This is a genomic window from Leisingera sp. ANG-M1, from assembly GCF_000813745.1.
In the GTDB taxonomy this organism is placed as follows: Bacteria; Pseudomonadota; Alphaproteobacteria; order Rhodobacterales; family Rhodobacteraceae; genus Leisingera.
Genome location: NZ_JWLC01000005.1, coordinates 264,704 through 280,943, shown reverse-complemented (window position 1 = coordinate 280,943; position 16,240 = coordinate 264,704). Strand labels below are relative to the sequence as shown.

The 16,240-nt window shown below is 62.7% G+C and carries 18 protein-coding genes; 8 read left to right on the top strand and 10 right to left on the bottom strand.

Annotated features, from left to right (window positions below; all coding sequences use genetic code 11):
• Positions 1-21: 21 nt before the first annotated feature.
• Positions 22-702, bottom strand: a complete 681-nt coding sequence (locus RA19_RS03645; protein ID WP_039159631.1) for a TIGR04283 family arsenosugar biosynthesis glycosyltransferase — start codon at positions 700-702, stop codon at positions 22-24.
• A 101-nt stretch (positions 703-803) separates the two neighbouring features.
• Between RA19_RS03645 and ygfZ the strand changes: the two genes are divergently transcribed.
• Positions 804-1,538, top strand: coding sequence for a CAF17-like 4Fe-4S cluster assembly/insertion protein YgfZ (gene ygfZ / locus RA19_RS03640; RefSeq protein ID WP_039159629.1), 735 nt, complete (start codon positions 804-806; stop codon positions 1,536-1,538).
• Positions 1,535-2,338, top strand: coding sequence for a fructosamine kinase family protein (locus RA19_RS03635; RefSeq protein WP_039159627.1), 804 nt, complete (start codon positions 1,535-1,537; stop codon positions 2,336-2,338). Before ygfZ ends, RA19_RS03635 begins: the two co-directional genes overlap by 4 nt.
• A 334-nt stretch (positions 2,339-2,672) precedes the next feature.
• Here RA19_RS03635 and efp read toward each other — a convergent pair whose 3' ends face one another.
• Positions 2,673-3,236 (bottom strand): elongation factor P, encoded by a 564-nt coding sequence (efp, locus tag RA19_RS03630; protein ID WP_039132797.1) that lies wholly within the window; start codon positions 3,234-3,236, stop codon positions 2,673-2,675.
• Between the two features lie 219 nt (positions 3,237-3,455).
• On the opposite strand from efp, the gene RA19_RS03625 reads away from it, so the two are divergent.
• The gene (locus RA19_RS03625) at positions 3,456-3,773 is read left to right on the top strand and encodes a DUF6280 family protein (protein ID WP_008556013.1); all 318 of its coding nucleotides are present in this window, start codon (positions 3,456-3,458) and stop codon (positions 3,771-3,773) included.
• A gap of 194 nt (positions 3,774-3,967) precedes the next feature.
• Positions 3,968-5,422 carry a cobyric acid synthase gene (locus tag RA19_RS03620; protein ID WP_039159626.1) on the top strand — a complete coding sequence of 485 codons (1,455 nt, stop codon included), beginning with the start codon at positions 3,968-3,970 and terminating at the stop codon, positions 5,420-5,422.
• 293 nt (positions 5,423-5,715) lie between these two features.
• Here the strand turns inward: RA19_RS03620 and RA19_RS03615 are convergent, their stop codons facing one another.
• The 4 genes from RA19_RS03615 to RA19_RS03600 form a co-directional block, all read right to left on the bottom strand.
• Complete coding sequence (locus tag RA19_RS03615; RefSeq protein WP_039159624.1) at positions 5,716-6,804, bottom strand: hypothetical protein; 1,089 nt, start codon at positions 6,802-6,804, stop codon at positions 5,716-5,718.
• 74 nt (positions 6,805-6,878) lie between these two features.
• Positions 6,879-8,285, bottom strand: a complete 1,407-nt coding sequence (locus RA19_RS03610; protein ID WP_039159621.1) for a TolC family outer membrane protein — start codon at positions 8,283-8,285, stop codon at positions 6,879-6,881.
• 134 nt (positions 8,286-8,419) lie between these two features.
• Positions 8,420-9,073 carry a protein-L-isoaspartate O-methyltransferase family protein gene (locus tag RA19_RS03605; protein WP_039159620.1) on the bottom strand — a complete coding sequence of 218 codons (654 nt, stop codon included), beginning with the start codon at positions 9,071-9,073 and terminating at the stop codon, positions 8,420-8,422.
• Between the two features lie 200 nt (positions 9,074-9,273).
• Complete coding sequence (locus RA19_RS03600) at positions 9,274-9,588, bottom strand: TraR/DksA family transcriptional regulator (protein WP_039159618.1); 315 nt, start codon at positions 9,586-9,588, stop codon at positions 9,274-9,276.
• Positions 9,589-9,818: 230 nt separating this feature from the next.
• Between RA19_RS03600 and RA19_RS26070 the strand changes: the two genes are divergently transcribed.
• Entirely contained in the window at positions 9,819-9,956 is a 138-nt protein-coding gene (locus RA19_RS26070; protein WP_082020438.1) for an entericidin A/B family lipoprotein, read from the top strand.
• Between the two features lie 55 nt (positions 9,957-10,011).
• On the opposite strand, the gene RA19_RS03595 is transcribed toward RA19_RS26070, so the two are convergent.
• The 4 genes from RA19_RS03595 to lepA form a co-directional block, all read right to left on the bottom strand.
• Complete coding sequence (locus RA19_RS03595; protein WP_241479016.1) at positions 10,012-10,269, bottom strand: hypothetical protein; 258 nt, start codon at positions 10,267-10,269, stop codon at positions 10,012-10,014.
• A 332-nt stretch (positions 10,270-10,601) separates the two neighbouring features.
• Positions 10,602-10,880 (bottom strand): hypothetical protein, encoded by a 279-nt coding sequence (locus RA19_RS26870; RefSeq protein ID WP_193748216.1) that lies wholly within the window; start codon positions 10,878-10,880, stop codon positions 10,602-10,604.
• Positions 10,873-11,415: a hypothetical protein gene (locus RA19_RS03590; protein WP_039159616.1), complete on the bottom strand. Its 543-nt coding sequence runs from the start codon at positions 11,413-11,415 to the stop codon at positions 10,873-10,875. The genes RA19_RS26870 and RA19_RS03590 overlap by 8 nt, the downstream gene beginning before the upstream one ends.
• A gap of 401 nt (positions 11,416-11,816) precedes the next feature.
• Positions 11,817-13,631, bottom strand: coding sequence for a translation elongation factor 4 (gene lepA / locus RA19_RS03585; protein WP_039159614.1), 1,815 nt, complete (start codon positions 13,629-13,631; stop codon positions 11,817-11,819).
• Between the two features lie 520 nt (positions 13,632-14,151).
• On the opposite strand from lepA, the gene RA19_RS03580 reads away from it, so the two are divergent.
• The 3 genes from RA19_RS03580 (at position 14,152) to RA19_RS03570 (ending at position 16,117) form a co-directional block, all read left to right on the top strand.
• Positions 14,152-15,117, top strand: a complete 966-nt coding sequence (locus RA19_RS03580; RefSeq protein ID WP_152615671.1) for a hypothetical protein — start codon at positions 14,152-14,154, stop codon at positions 15,115-15,117.
• A 355-nt stretch (positions 15,118-15,472) separates the two neighbouring features.
• Positions 15,473-15,655, top strand: a complete 183-nt coding sequence (locus RA19_RS03575) for a hypothetical protein (protein ID WP_039132816.1) — start codon at positions 15,473-15,475, stop codon at positions 15,653-15,655.
• A 150-nt stretch (positions 15,656-15,805) separates the two neighbouring features.
• The gene (locus RA19_RS03570; RefSeq protein ID WP_039159612.1) at positions 15,806-16,117 is read left to right on the top strand and encodes a hypothetical protein; all 312 of its coding nucleotides are present in this window, start codon (positions 15,806-15,808) and stop codon (positions 16,115-16,117) included.
• Positions 16,118-16,240: the final 123 nt, after the last annotated feature.

The window sequence follows — 16,240 nt, the reverse complement described above, 5'->3', positions numbered from 1 at the left end:
GGACGCGCGTTGCCCTCACCGCTACTTACGGTAGGAACGAGCCAGCTTCTCAGGACTTGCCCCCAGGAAGTACCGCGTTAGCGTCCACAGATTCCGCGCCCCGCGCGTCATCCACCCAGCCTTTTGGTACCGCACGGCACTTGTCCGCGCCGCGCAGGGCAGCACCGCCACCCGCTTGAGACGGCGCGCCAGAGCCACATCCTCCATCAGCGGCTGATCAGGGTAGCCGCCCGCGGCCTCGTACCCGGCGCGCCCAATCAGCAGCCCCTGGTCGCCGTAGGGCAGCCGGAACAGGCGCGTGCGCAGGTTGGCCCAGCCCGCCACCCAGGCAGGCATCAGTCCGCGGGCCCGGAACTGCAGGCGGAAGCAGGCGGGATGCCCCTGCCCCGTCTCCAGATGCTGCGCCACGGCCTGGGCCCAGCCCGGCGCCAGATGAGTGTCCGCATGCAGCACCAGCAGCCAATCGCCCCTCGCCGCCGCACAGCCCCGGCGCAGCTGGCCGCCGCGCGACGGCGCGCCGCTGATCCACTCTGCCCCTGCAGCCTCCGCAATGGCCCGGGTGCCGTCCGCCGAGCCGCCGTCGCTGATCACCAGCTCGCGGATCAGCCCGGCCGCCAGCCCCTCCATCAGGCACTCCAGCGCGGCGGGCAGCTCTTCAGCCGCATTCAAGGTGGGAATGACAATGCTGACCGGCGCAGGCATGAGAGAGATCCTTGGGCGGATTTGCTGTTTTCTTCCGCCCCGCTTCCTATATCACTGGGCCAAACAGTCCAATGCCCCATGCGGGCCGACAGGAGACACAAATGAGCGACCGCCGCATCCTGCGCCTGAGTGGCGCTGACGCCAAGAGCTTCCTGCAGGGGCTTGTCACCAGCAATGTTGACCGGCTGGACGACGGCCTGGTCTATGCCGCGCTGCTGACGCCGCAAGGCAAATACCTGGCGGATTTCTTCCTGGCGACGGACGGCGATGCGGTGCTGCTGGATGTGGAAGCCTCATTGGCAGACGGTCTTCTGAAACGGCTGAACATGTACCGGCTGCGCGCCGACGTGCAGGTGGAGATGACGGAGCTGCAGGTGAGCCGCGGCACTGGCCCGGCGCCGAAGGGGGCGTTCGCTGATCCGCGCCACTCGGAGATGGGATGGCGGCTGTACGGCGCGGAAAGCGGTGACGACGGCACCGATTGGGATGCGGTCCGGGTGGCCCACTGCATCCCCGAGACCGGCATCGAGCTGGGGCCGGACAGCTATATCCTGGAAGCGGGTTTTGAGGCCCTGAAGGGGGTCGATTTCCGCAAGGGCTGCTATGTCGGCCAGGAAGTCACCGCGCGGATGAAGCACAAGACCGAGCTGCGCAAGGGCTTGCGGGTCGTGGACGTCGAGGGCTCCGCGCCGGTTGGCACAGAGATCACCGCAGACGGCAAGCCGGCCGGCACGCTGTTCACCCAATCCGGCGGCAAGGGCATTGCCTACCTGCGCTTTGACCGCGCCAAGGGGGAGATGCTGGCCGGAGAGGCCCGCGTCTCCTGGCAGCCGTGAGCGAGCTGGAAGAGACTGTACATTCCCTGCTGGGTGCGGAAGTCGCGCGTACCCGCCCGCTGCATGGCGGCGACCTCTCCGAGGTCCATCTTCTGGAGCTGCGCGATGGCCGTCAGGTGGTGGCCAAATCCGGCCCGCTGGCAGCGCAGGAAGCCAGGATGCTGCTAGCCATCCGCTCGGCGGGGGTGCCTGCGCCCGAGGTTCTGGCGGTGACAGGCTGCCTGCTGCTGATGGAGGCATTGGACGAAACACCGCCTACCGCCGCCAGGTGGCGGGCTTTGGGCACAGCCCTGCGGCAGCTGCATTCAACCGCCGGGCAGCATTACGGCTGGTCCAATGACTACGCCTTCGGTCAGGTGGAGGTTCCGAATTCCCCTCTGCAGAACTGGCCCGAGTTCTGGGCCCGCCGCCGGCTGCTGGCGGACCCAGGCGCATTGCCCCGCGATCTGCGGCAGCGCGTCGAAGCCATTTGCCTGAAGCTGCCGGAGCTGCTGCCGAACGCACCCCCGCCCGCACTGCTTCATGGGGATCTGTGGACCGGCAACGTGCTGTTCAGCAGTGCCGCCGCCTACTTGATCGACCCGGCCTGCTATTTCGGCCATGCCGAAGTTGACTTGGCGATGCTGCATCTGTTCGGCACGCCGCCTGCAGACTTCTATGCAGGCTACGGGGCACTGGCTCCCGGCCATGAAATGCGCCGCTGCATCTACCAGCTCTGGCCTGCGCTGGTGCATCTGCGGCTTTTCGGTGCGGGATACCGGGGCATGGTCGAAGCCAGGCTTTCAGCATTGGGCCTTTAGCCCCCGCGCACGACTTGCAACTTGCCGGGTCAAGAGCCGCCGCCCGGCGGCCGTGCTGGCAAGCGCGGTTCACCGTTGACGCGGCACGGCGCCGGTACAATCGAACAAGCCCTTGAAGGCGGGTTCTGCCCCCAAGTACCTCTCAGCAGCCTTCTGCACCGCGTAAGCGGTGCCACGCCCAAGGCTGCAAGGGATTTGGCGCAGCCAAGGCACGCCGCCAGGCGCGGGAGCCCTGCCCTGCCCAACCATGAACCGGGAACTCTGCCAAGGAGCTTCTGCCAGCAAAAAAGCCGCCCCAAAGGGACGGCTTTCTATATCAGGCTTCCGGCAGCGGTCAGGCGCGTTCGGAGTATTCCATGGTCTCGGTGTTGACCACGATCATCTCGTCCTGGCCGACAAACGGCGGCACCATGACCTTCACGCCGTTGTCCAGGATCGCGGGCTTGAAGGAGTTGGCCGCGGTCTGGCCTTTCACAACCGGCTCGGTCTCGACGATCTTGCAGGTCACTTTCTGCGGCACGGTGGCGTTCAGCGCTTCCGACTCGTAGAATTCGACGACGATGGTCATGCCGTCCTGCAGGAACGGGCGGCGGTCGCCCAGCAGGTCCGCGGGCAGTTCGATCTGCTCGTAGGTTTCGGCATCCATGAATACCAGCATGCCGTCGCTCTCATAGAGGAACTGCTGGTCTTTCTGCTCAAGCCGCACGCGCTCCACCTTGTCGGCGGAACGGAAGCGTTCGTTCAGCTTCGAGCCGTTGCGCAGATTGCGCAGTTCGACCTGGGCAAAGGCGCCGCCTTTGCCGGGCTTGACGTGATCGACCTTCACCGCTGCCCACAAACCGTCATTATGTTCCAAAACGTTGCCGGGACGGATTTCGTTACCGTTGATCTTGGGCATGGGAAAATGCCTTTCGGATGGTTGTTGAAAACTTGCAAGCCCCTATATCTGGCAGGTCGGCTGCTGGCAAGACAAGGATATGGTATGGAGGATCTGTGAATAAGGTATGCGCAATTTGCATGAAAGCTATGCATCTGCGGGCTACCCGAATCGTCACAATTCCGCCATAAGCAGCGCTACGCCGAAAATTGCAATAGCAAGAACAACAAAGGATGCGAGATGCGAGATTTCGTAGACGGCACCGCTTATAATAACGAACAGGGCAACAGGGCTCGCAAATTGTTTGCAGCCGTTGTGCTGGCCGCACTGGATGATGCCATCGCCGACGACAAGAAATACGGCAATGGCCCGGAACAAATCGCCCGCTGGGCACGCTCGCGCGATGGCCGCGAAGTGCTGTCCTGCGCAGGTATCGACCCGAACGAGCGGGTTGTGGAAGGCCTGATGGACTTCGTGGGCCGCGGTGTGCGGACCTCGGTTGCGCTGTCGCGTGAAGAAAGCGAACGCCGCAACGCTGCGCAGGCTGAAGCCGCCTAAGGACTTCTGCCTGCCTTGCTGAAAAGCGCGTCCCCTTGGGGCGCGTTTTTCTTTTTGCCCGCAGGCGTTTGCCGCCAGGTCAAGCCGTCGCGCGCAGACGGTGCGCTGGCGCTTCCGGCACAGCGCCCATAGACGGCGCGGCCTAACCTGCTATGGAAGCCTTTGACAGAGAAGGCCAAGGCAGGGAGTCGGCAATGGCGCGTTCAATCATGATCCAGGGCACCGGCAGCAATGTCGGCAAGTCGCTCATCGTGGCGGGGCTGGCGCGGGCCTACACCCGGCGCGGGCTGAAGGTAGCGCCGTTCAAGCCGCAGAACATGTCGAACAATGCCGCCGTCACGCCCGAGGGCGGCGAGATCGGCCGGGCCCAGGCACTGCAGGCGCGCGCTGCGATGCGGCCGCCCCATACTGACATGAACCCGGTTCTTTTAAAGCCGGAGACCGATACCGGCGCCCAGGTGATCGTGCAGGGCAAACGCCGCGGCACCCAAGGCGCAGGATCGTTCATGCGCGACAAATCCGGCCTGCTGGAAGCGGCATTGGAAAGCTACCGCCGCTTGGCCGCGGAGGCAGATCTGGTGCTAATCGAGGGCGCAGGCTCGCCTGCCGAAACCAACCTGCGCAAGAATGACATTGCCAACATGGGTTTTGCCTGTGCGGCCAAGGTGCCGGTAGTGATTGCCGGCGACATCCACCGCGGCGGCGTCATTGCGCAGATTGTCGGCACCAAGGCGGTGCTTGAACGCCATGACCTGGAGCGGGTCGTAGGCTTCATGGTGAACCGCTTCCGCGGCGATCTCAGCCTGTTTGATGCCGGCCGCGACGATATTGCAGCGCGCACGGGCTGGCCCTCTCTGGGTGTGGTGCCGTGGTTCTGGGATGCCTGGAAGCTGCCGGCCGAAGACATGATGGATATCGCATCGCGCCAGGGCGGCGCCTGCAAGGTGGTGGTGCCGCAGCTGGAGCGGATGGCGAATTTCGACGATCTCGATCCGCTGGCTGCCGAGCCGGAGGTGACGGTGGAGATCGTGCCGCCGGGCCGCGCCCTGCCCGGCGATGCCGATCTGATCATCCTGCCCGGCAGCAAGTCGACCATCGGCGACCTGGCCTACTTGCGCGCCCAAGGCTGGGACATCGACATCCAGGCGCATCACCGCCGCGGCGGCCATGTGCTGGGCCTGTGCGGCGGCTATCAGATGCTGGGCAAGAGCATTGACGACCCCGATGGTGTCGACGGACGGCCCGGCAAGGTGGACGGGCTGGGCCTTTTGGATGTGCACACGGTTATGGCGGGCGAAAAGCGGGTGACGCTGACCGAGGCGGTGACCCGGGACGGCAACCTGCCGGTGAGCGGGTATGAAATCCACATGGGCCGCACCGAGGGCGCTGATTGCAGCCGCGCCTGGCTCACCATCGGCGGCCGGGCCGAGGGTGCCGCCTCGGCAGACGGCCGGGTCAAAGGCTCCTACCTGCACGGGCTGTTTTCCTCGGATGCCTTCCGCGCCAGCTTCCTTGGCGGGCTCGGCCACGAAAGCCTGACCGGCTATGAGGACGGGGTCGAGGAAACCCTGGACGCGCTGGCTGAACATTTGGAACGCCACATGGACCTGGACCAGCTGCTGAAGCTGTCTCAGCCCGTGCGCGTCTGACACGGACGCCGGGAAACGGGGCTCCCGCGCCCGCCAGACTGCCCTGGCCAGGGCCAGAACCGTCAGCGGCCTTGGGCCCGGCGCCGCGCACAGCGCGGCGCCGGGCCCAACTGGCGAGAGGCTTTTTCAAAAGCCGCGAGCCGGGCGGGAGCTTTTCCCCTCGCGGCACTAGCCACACGGCCTAATAGGCCCTCAAGTTGCCCCCTGCATTGCAAGGAAAAGGCGTTCCATCCGGAACGCCCTGCCGCTTGGTTTCTGCTTTCAATATTCCCGGGGGTCAGGAAGCAACCGCTTCAGAGAAGATCATGCGCCGCCAGCGCACGGTGTATTTCGCGGCGGACGAGTTTGCGCACGTTGCGGGTGATGCGCTCCCCCAGCGGTCCCTGCAGCTCCTCCCGGACAATGCTTGCAACCAGATCCCGCAAACTGTCCTCGTCGAGGTAGGTGTCACCAGCTTCTGCCATCGCCTCCAGCGCAGCGCCGGTAAAGGCTGCCTCCACAACGGTCTCTGCGCTTTCCGGTGACTCGCCGGCAGCACCGCCCGGCCCGGAGGCCGCAGCCCCGTCGGCAGGGCTCTCATTTATGCCGGGCGCTTCACTTGGGGCCATGCGGCGTGCCGAGAGCGGCTCGTCGCGCCATTCGATGGTATCTGCGCCCGTGCCCGCAAAAGGCGCTTCGGTCTGGCTGTCCGGCTCCCAATGCTGCCGGGCAGTGTTCCCGGCGCCGCCGCTGCGGGCTTCCAGCTCAGCAATCTTGCGCACAACCGACGCCGCCCGGGCACCCGCAGTGGCAGCATTTTCTTCCGGCTCAGCCTCGGCCGCTTCGGCCCCGGATGAGCTGCCCTTCAGCTGCGCGGCATCCGCTGCCGCGCCATAAAGCGTGGCCTGGGGATCGGACCAAGGGGCATCCGCTGCTGCCGGATCCTGCTCTGGCTCCTGCACAGGCACGTCCGGCGCGCTGCCCTCCTCCTGGCCTGCGTCTTCCGGCCCGGCTGTCTCTTCCAGCTGATCCGCGCTCCGGTGGCGGAAGGCGATGGGCGGCTCGGCCTCCAGAGCCGCTTCGGCCCTGGCCGTTTCCTCTGCCTCCCCGTCTACGGGGGAGGATTGCTCAGCCGTCTCTTCGCTGTCTCCGGCGAAACCGGCCTCTGCCGCTTCCGGCACCGATCCGGCAGCGGCACCGCTGCCAGTTTCCGGCTCTGGCTGTTCCGCCGGTGCATCGTCCTGATCCAGGTCTTCCGGCTCCTGCACCCGCAGTGCCGGGGTCAGCACCAGCCGCGCGGCCGGTTCCGGCGCTGCAGGCTGGCTGCGGTTGTCATCACTTACCAGGCGGCGGATTGACGACAGCACATCTTCAATCTCGGCATGGGTAACGGGGTCGGACATTTTATGAACCACTCTTGCCTCTTGAAGAGAGTGTAGCGGCCTTCCCGTCACCGCACAACCGGTAGCAACAATTGTCAGTTCCGCCCCAAGGCCTTGAGCACGCGGTCCAGATCCTTGCCGCGTTTGCTGACATGCGCGGGCGCATCTTTGACCAGATTGTAATAGAGCGTCGGGTCATAAATTTCGACCGCCAGCCCCAGGTGCTCGGCCGTCAGCAGCCCCTGCGCCTGCAGCAGCTGATAGGCAGCGATGGCCTGGTTGGCACGGGCGTTCACCTGCTCGGTCTGAGCATCAAGGTATTCCTGCTCCGCCTGCAGCACGTCCAGCGTGGTGCGGGCGCCAAGAGTGGCTTCCTCGCGGATGCCGTCAAAGGCCACCTTGGCCGCACGCACCCGTTCGTTGGAGGAAATCAGGCTGACGCGCGCCGTTTCGACATTAAAGAAGGCTGAGCTAACATTCTGACGCACAACCCGCTGCGTATTGATCAGCAGTCCCCGCTGCGCATCCGATGTGGCAATTGCCCGGCGGCGGGTCGCTGAATTGCGGCCGCCGGCGTAGAGCTCCTGGGTCAGCGTGATGCCGATGCTGGAGGTCTCATTCGTGTCAAACCTTTCATGAGTGTCTTCACTCAAGCCCACGCTAGCCTGCAGGTTCGCCCTTGGCCCCAGTCCGGCCGTTGCAGCGGCAAGGTCATACTCACTGGCCTTGACAAAATGCTGCCGCGACAGCAGATCCGGCTGGTTCTTGATCGCCACTGCCTGAGCCTGATTGAGCGAGACCGTCTGGCGCGGCAAGGCCGGCTGCCCTGCAATGGCACCCGGCGCCCGTCCAACGACCTGCTGATAGGTCGCCCTGGCCGTCAGAAGCGTGCCTTCTGCGTCTGTCAGGTTAGCCCGGGCCGCCGCAACGCGGCTTTCTGCCAGCGCGACATCCGTGCGGGTCACTTCCCCTACTTCAAACCGGTCTTGGGCGGCTTTGAGTTCTTCTTGGAGAAGGCGCAGGTTGTTGCGGCGCAGCGCCACATTCTCCTGCCCCTGCAGAACGCCCACATAGGCCTGCACCGCACTGAACAGCACATCCTGTTCGACACTCAGCAGCGCCTGGCGGGTGGCCAGAACCGTCTCCTGCGCCGACAGCTTGCTCATCCGGGTTGCGCCGCCATCATAGAGCAGCTGGGTCAGCTCCAATTGAGTGGACAGTGTGTTCTGCGTCGGTTCCTGGCTGAACTCGCTGTAGGTGTTTACCGCGGATACGGTCCATTCGATCAGCGGGCGCAGCCGTGAAACGGCAATCGCCACATCCTCGTCTGCCGCCCGCAGCAGCGCCCGGTTCTGTTCCAGCAGGCCGCTGGTCTTGTAGGCGCCGATCATCGCATCGGACAGGTTGTCTGCCGCTGCCTTCAGCGGCATCAGGGCCGTGGCGGTCACGCCGCCGGCAAACACAAAAGCCTTAAACACACTCGCCGGAAATTTCATTCGCATCGGTTGCCTTATCTTTTGCCGCGCCGCCAGCCGCGGTGAGTTTCTCCGCAGTCCGGGCGCATCAATCCGGCGCCCGGTCTCTCCCCTTCAAATCCGGCTGCGCCCCCCAGCCGCCGCTTCTGCCCGCAACCGGGTCAGAGCGCAAAATCCCGTTCTGCGGCAAAGCCCGGCAGCACCGGTGCGCCGGCATTGAAGGCAAACCGCCAGGAGATCCGGCCGCCGCTCTTGTAGCCGATCTTCACTTCGCCAAGCGCGCCGCTCATCATCAGCGCCGCAATCCGGCCGCCGTCCTTGAGCTGCTCCAGCAGCGCCGCGGGCAGCTCTTCCGCCCCGCCCTGCACCAGGATCACGTCATAAGGCCCGTGCTCTGCCGCGCCTTCCGCCAGCGGTCCGGTATGGACAATTGCATTATCCGCCCCGGTCTCGGAAAGCAGCGCCTGCGCATCCGCAGCCATGTCTTCGTCTTCCTCGACACCGATCACCATCTGCGCAACCCGGGCCGTCACCGCGGTGGAGTAGCCCAGCCCGCAGGCCGCATCGAGCACCAGTTCGTCGCTCTGGATATCCACCGCATCCAGCATCTTGGCCAGGGTGCGCGGCTCCAGCAGCACCCGGCCGCCGCCCAGATCCACATTCTGATCGGCGTAAGCCGCTTCGGCCTGCGCATCGGGCACGAACTGTTCGCGCGGCACCGCCAGCATGGCTTCGATAATCGGGTATTTGGTCACATCCGACGGACGGATCTGGGTATCCACCATCATGCGGCGGCGCTCAGTGAAATCGGGCATCTGCTAAACTCATGTGTTCAGTCGGTTAGGCAGGTTGTGACATATCCCGGCCACCTCGGCAACGGGGCCTGTGGCGCGAATGGCTAAAGTAGTGCAGTGCGGCAGCGGGACAACTGCCGCCGCGTTTTCCGGGCCCGCCGGGCAGCAAAAAGCCAGCGGTCCTAGGAGCCGCTGGCCGGGGTAGCAAACAGGGCGCGGCGTTACAGCGCGCAGCTTTTGCAGAACGGCGATGCCGGACGCTCGTCCAGCCAATCGTCGCCGATGTTGTCGCCGCAGATCTGGCAGTAGCCGTAGGAGCCCTCGCGCAGGCGGGCCAGTGCCGCATCAATGCGGCGCAGCTCCTCGAGGCTGGCCGCGGCCGGCATTTCAAAGGCGCCAGTGCCGGGCACCCGCGGCATCTGATGCAGCCCGGACCGGGGGGCGGCCCCCTCCAGTTTCAGCCCGGCATTTGCCAAGAGACCGGCCAGTTCCAGCCGGCGAACCTCAAGTGTTTGCTTTCTATGAGAAAAGTTCATTCACACACCCTCCAGCTCAAGTCGCGGGCAACCTGCCGCGACGTCAAAGCTACAACCTTGATACAGATCAATATACTCGCGATTTTCGGGGGACTCACTAACCTATAAGTTGCGAATTTTTGGTAAATGCCTGCGGCGCTGCGGCTGCTGCTGCAAATGGGCTGGCCCGCGCCGGGGCGGCTTGCTACACCGCAGGGCAGCAATTTGGACAAAGGTAAGGAGCCGTCGCGATGATGCGGATTTTTGCAATGGGGCTGATGCTGCTGGGGCTTGCGGCCTGCGAGACTGCCAAGGGCGCCGGGCGCGACATTTCCAAGGCCGGCCAGGCGATCAGCGGCGCGGCGCAGGACGTGCAGGACGCGCTGTAAGGTTTTGTTTTCAGGAACGCCCGGCCCAGCCGCCGGGCGTTTTCTTTTGCGGGGGCTATTCAATCCCCAGCATCGCTTTGGCCTCGGCCAGAATGGCCACTGAGGACGCATGATCGCCGCCGTCATGCAGGCTTTGCCCCTCGTCGCGCAGGTCCTGAACCGTGGCCAGGTCCGCGTCGCTGAGGTCGGTTCCGGCGGCAATCGCCGCGTCGATGGCAGCAATATCCGCCGGGCACTGGCCGGAGAGCGCCGGTGAGGCCAGCAGGCACAGCGCTGCGGCCAGGGTGGTGAGTTTCACTTTTTGGGGTGTCATGAGGCCATCCTCCGAAAGTTTGGCTAGAGGGAGGATAGCAGTTTTGCGGCGGGTTATCAGCCGGGGCGGCGGCGGGAGGCCGGAACCGGCGGAGCTTGGCGCATGGGGATCGGCGGGTTTTGGCCGGGGCGGTGAGGTTGCCTCTTCACGCGGAGGGCAGCGCCCGGCCCGGCGGGGTGGGAAGCGAAGCGCCCGCGTCGTGCTGGAAGCACGCCTCCGACATGCCCGGGGGGGGCGGGACGGGCGCTGCCCGGTCTGGCAACCGGGCAATAAGATGATTGAAGGACAGTGTTCAAGTATTCGACGAGCCCCCATATTCTGGAGCAGGAGCGCTACCTCGAACGTTGCCCATAGTCTAAGCTCTTACCTAATGACCGTCGCACAGCATTTTTCAGTTCATCCTGGGTAATTTTTCCAAATGTCACTCCGGTCAGTACGTAGTTAGGAACTGAAATATACCCGTCTTCTGCTAGAGAGTATTTGATCAAACGTATCTCTCCCTCAGGAAACCACTCTGCTGTTTTACATGCTGAGAATGCTTGAAGTATCCCTACCCACTGCTTCGGGTTTGTATCAAACACTGGAACTCCATTTAGCTGAAATTCAGCCACCAAAAAGTTCAGCCTCCGAAACGCGCTTTCTATCCAGTTTATCGCCGTAGAAAACTCTTGACCAAAAGGGCGCATCACTTTCCAAGATATTGTTCGCAAGGGAATAGTGAAGCTTGTACCCCCGCCCCTCGGAGGCGTACTTCTTCCACATGTACTCTTCGTCATGTTCCTCTGGAATTGAAAAGCAAGATATTCGAATGCGTTGGGGAGCAATTTGCGTAAACTGCTTCTGCCAAGAACGCCTCCTGCCCAAAAAAGCTCGAAACTCTTTAACCGACTGATATTTCTGACAAAGTTCATGGTCTGGTGCCAAGTGCCGCAAAGCCGCAATGCGAAGGTCTTTATAGATACTCCGCAACCGCTCCTCAGATGACCTCACAATTGGAACGACGCCCTCAGCGCTGTCGTTCTGCCCGCCAAGATGTCGGAACCAGATCTTGCTCTTTGCTAGGTTTTCAAGCTCAGATGCTTGATACTCACCGCTAATAGGACGGTAACGAACAAGCGATTGAGGAAGCACCAATAGACTGTCCATCTGTTGCCCGACAAGAGAAAATAAATGCTAATTTTGCCATAGTCAAACACAGGTCACATACCCCTCAAGAACGAAATTTGCAATCGAAAGCGCGCCATTACGCTGTGGCCTCGTGCGCAATGACATGTGCAATCCGCCTTCATCTAACGCCTCCTCTAACCCGAAGGGCAGCGCCCGGTCCGAGGGTGGGTGCATAGCGCCCGCCCGTGGGGGCGGATCGGGCGCTGCCCGGCCTCTCGGCCGGGCGGGAGATTGGCAATCGCAGACATGAAAAACGGGGCCGTGGCCCCGTGTTGTTCTGGTTACTAATGTAGCGTTGTCACTGCAGAACAAAACCGGGCGGGCACGCTAGTTGGCTGCGCCAACCGCTGTCGCCCGCGCGCCCTCGAAAATGGCCAGCTTCAGCTGTCCATTTTGAGGGCGGAAATAAACGCTTCCTGCGGGATGTCGACTTTGCCGAACTGGCGCATCTTCTTCTTGCCCGCTTTCTGCTTGTCGAGAAGCTTGCGCTTCCGGGTGGCGTCGCCGCCGTAGCATTTGGCGGTCACGTCCTTGCGCAGCGCCGAGAGGGTCTCGCGGGCGATCACCTTGCCGCCGATGGCCGCCTGGATCGGGATCTTGAACATGTGGCGCGGGATCAGGTCCTTGAGCTTTTCGCACATCGCCCGGCCGCGCATCTCGGCGCGATCGCGGTGCACCATGGTGGAGAGCGCATCGACCGGCTCGTCATTCACCAGCACCGACATTTTGACCAGGTTGTCCTGGCGGTAGCCGGTCATCTGGTAGTCGAAGGAGGCATAGCCCTTGGTCACCGATTTCAGACGGTCGTAGAAGTCGAAGACGACCTCGTTCAGCGGCAGGTCATAGACCGCCATAGCGCGGGAGCCGGCGTAGGTGAGGTCTTCCTGGATGCCGCGGCGGTCCTGGCAGAGCTTCAGCACGTCGCCGAGGTATTCGTCGGGCACCATGATGGTGGCCTTGATGCGCGGCTCCTGGATGTGGTCGACCTTGGAGGGGTCGGGCATGTCGGCGGGGTTGTGCAGCTCGATCATCTCGCCGGGCTCGTTGTCCTTGCCCTTCATGTAGATGTGGTAGATCACGCTTGGCGCGGTGGTGATCAGCTCGATGCCATGCTCGCGCTCGATCCGGTCGCGGATCACTTCGAGGTGCAACAGGCCGAGGAAGCCGCAGCGGAAGCCAAAGCCCAGCGCGGCGGAGGTTTCCATTTCAAAGGAGAAGGAGGCGTCGTTCAGGGCCAGCTTGTCGATGGCGTCGCGCAGGTCCTCGAACTCGGCGGAGTCGACCGGAAAGAGGCCGCAGAACACCACCGGCTGGGCGGGTTTGAATCCGTCCAGCGCGATTTCGCAGCCGTTGCGGTCATTGGTGATGGTGTCGCCGACGCGGGTGTCGCGGACCTGTTTGATCGAGGCGGTGAGGAAGCCGATTTCGCCGGGGCCCAAGGAGTCGACCATCTGCATCTCCGGGCGGAACACGCCGACGCGGTCCACATGGTGCAGGGTGCCGTTGGACATGAACTTGACCCGCATGCCCTTCTTCAGGGTGCCGTCCATGATGCGCACGAGGACGATCACGCCGAGGTAGGCGTCGTACCAGCTGTCGACCAGCATGGCTTTCAGCGGTGCGTCCAGGGTGCCTTCGGGTGCAGGCAATTCGGTGACGATGCTCTCCAGCGTTTCGCGGATGCCCTGCCCGGTCTTCGCCGAGACCTGGATGGCGCCGGTGGCGTCGATGCCGATCACATCCTCGATCTGCTCCGCCACCCGGTCGCAGTCGGAGGCCGGCAGGTCGATCTTGTTCAGGACCGGGACGATCTCATGATCCGCCTCAATCGCCTGGTAGACATTCGCCAGCGTCTGCGCCTCAACGCCCTGGGTGCTGTCGACCACCAAGAGCGAGCCTTCAACCGCGCGCATGGAGCGGGAGACCTCATAGGCAAAGTCGACGTGGCCGGGGGTGTCGATCAGATTGAGCACATAAGTCTCGCCGTCGTTGGCAACATAGTCGATGCGCACGGTGTTGGCCTTGATGGTGATCCCGCGCTCGCGCTCGATATCCATCGAGTCGAGCAGCTGCTCCTTCATGTCGCGGTCCTTCACCGTGCCGGTCTCCTGGATGAGCCGGTCGGCAAGGGTGGATTTGCCATGGTCGATATGGGCGACGATGGAGAAATTGCGGATCTTTGAGAGCTCAGTCATGGTGAGGCATATGATTTGGATTCGGGGTTTGGTCAAGCGGGCGTGTGGCGTCGCGTGAAGGTATTTAGCTAACGGACATTTGAAATTGAACAACTTCAGCGTCATGACAACAGAGGGTCAACTGAACTCCTGGCTACGGAAACAGGATGCACAGACGTGTAACACGCTGGCTGGCCGCACGCTTTTGAGATGCTTGCCTGCGGCAATGCAAAATGAAAGCAATTCCACGGCAGACCCAAATCCCCCAGAGTACCTGCTAACTTTGTGCCGTGCGGCAATAATGTCGATTACGACAGCTGCGAACAGGACAGTTCTCTCACCTAGGCACACTAGAGCCGCAGAAGCAGTTAAAGCAGCATGCGAGGAAATATGCCTTACATACGCTCGGTCGGCGGCAATTACGTCGGATATAGCTAGCCTCCAACATGCGGTTCTGAATAGCATGAACTCTGCGACGTACGCAGCCAGGTTTGCCGCGGAGGCAACTTTTTCGTGCCATGAACCTTTCTCGACCTCTTCAATGCGCGCAATTAGCTCCGCTTCGGAGTCTATTGCGTTACTGGGTACTCCAGTTGAAGCGGCTAAATCAGTTCGTAGACAGGTAATCTCAATCGTGTGCAAGGAGACTTTTCTTTCGACAGCAGAAAGGCTTCGAGCACCATTGTGGCCAGAGCACGAAGTAAGCAAGAAGCCTTTGCATGCTTGGGAGAACTTCCGGCGCGCTAAGGCCAGCTTACCTAAGTGGCGTTTCTGGATTGATTGGTACCAAGGTTTCTTAGACGGCGAACCACTCGACTGGGAACTTCAGAGCCGCGTTGCACTGATCGACGACGCGATCTGGAACGCTGGCCCCGAAGCCGTCGCTGCCGAGATCGAACGCATCAGGGCTGAATTTAGTGCTTCGTCAACAGTCAAGGAACGGTTCCCCAAGCACGAACCCAAATCCGTAAGCCACTTGATCGAAAACCGGGTTGTTACCTCCGCAAGCCTGCTAGGTCTAGCAGCGCAAGTTACTCAGAGCATTGAACGCTTTCACACGGAAACTGGCGCCAATGCACTCCCTGAAGCTCTGGAACCGCTAGCTTCATTGCCTGCTTTGCTGCTCGCAGTGAACGCCACCATTCAGGACGCACCGAGCAGCGGTGCGATTGCGAGCGAAACGGAAGATCAGCTTCGGGCCGAAATAGGGCGGTTGAACGCAAAAGTTGCTGAGCTGGAGAACGAACTTCAGAAAGCGTGCGCCGCTAAACCCTCGGCTTTCTCCGATGCCTTCAAGAAACAACTGGGCACAAGCCTAGGCGATTGGAAACTGTATGCGGCTCTTTGCACCGGCCTGTGGTTCGTGAGCGGAGACACAGAAGGCACACAGCAGCGCCTTGAGAACATTTCCCGCTATCGCGACATGATTTTTGGTGAGGTATCTTCACCTTCTGAAGCCGCACCCGCACGCTCAACGGCAGCGGCAAAGAGCACTCTGGAAATCTAGCCCCGCCCGTCCGAGAGGACGGGCCGCGCCTGACCTTCCCCACGGGAAGGCGCATTTGCACCTTCCCAAGGTCAGCCGCCCCCTCAGTTCTGCACCAGCACCGCCGCGCCTGATTGGGCTCCGCCCGCTCGAAAGAGAAACCATCCCCCGGATGGTTTCCGGGAGGCTACCTCACTCCACACGGGAAAGCGCGATTGCGCCTCCCCAAGGTCAGGCACTGCCCTTCGCGATTTGCCCCAAACGCTTCAAATTCTCCCCTCTGCCTGCGCAGGCCTTCGAAATGCGCTATACTCCCCTCATTCCGTGAAACGCGCAGACCTCTGGCAAGAGCCATGAGCTAAGGAGGACGACCCGTATGGATGCCATCAAAGCCAGTGAATATGCCCGCGCGCTTTATGCCGCGCATGGCGACAAGGCCGAAGCGGAGGCCGCTCAGAAGATGAGGGCCTGCGAAGAGGCCGGCAAGGACGATGAAGCCGCGGACTGGAAAGCCGTGCGCCAGGCCGTGCGCGCGATGCGCGGGCCGAACCAGGCCTGAAAACCGCAAGGCTGGAGGGCCGCGGCTGCGGCGCTCCAGCCGGCGTGAACACCCCGTTTACCAAGATTGAAACGCCTCGCCGCTTGCGTCATAGTGCGGACAGTTCCGCGGGCATCAGACCCGCTCTGTAAAATACGGGGCTCGAGCCAGATGAAACTCCTCCTCACCGCGGCGCTCTGCGCCGGAACCCTAGGGCTGATGGCACCGGTTCAGGCAGAGGCCGGCGCGATTGAGCGCGCTTGCCGCCAGTCGGACCGCAATGCCGCCACTCCCTCCTTGTGCAACTGCATCCAGAAAGTGGCCAACCGCAGCCTGACACGGTCCGAACGCAAGACCGTCTCGAAATGGTTTGCCGACCCGCATCAAGCACAGGTGGTACGCCAGTCCGACAACCGCAGCGACGAGCGGCTGTGGGAGCGCTACAAGCTGTTCGGCGACCGCGCCGCCCGCACCTGCGGCTGAGCCCACGCTCAAACAGCTCTGCAAAAGGCGTCCTGACGGGCGCCTTTTCCTGTTTTGATGCATCTGTGCTGCGGCATTTTCGCAAGGCGGGAAAACCGGAGCCCCGCCCCTCTTGACCGGGGT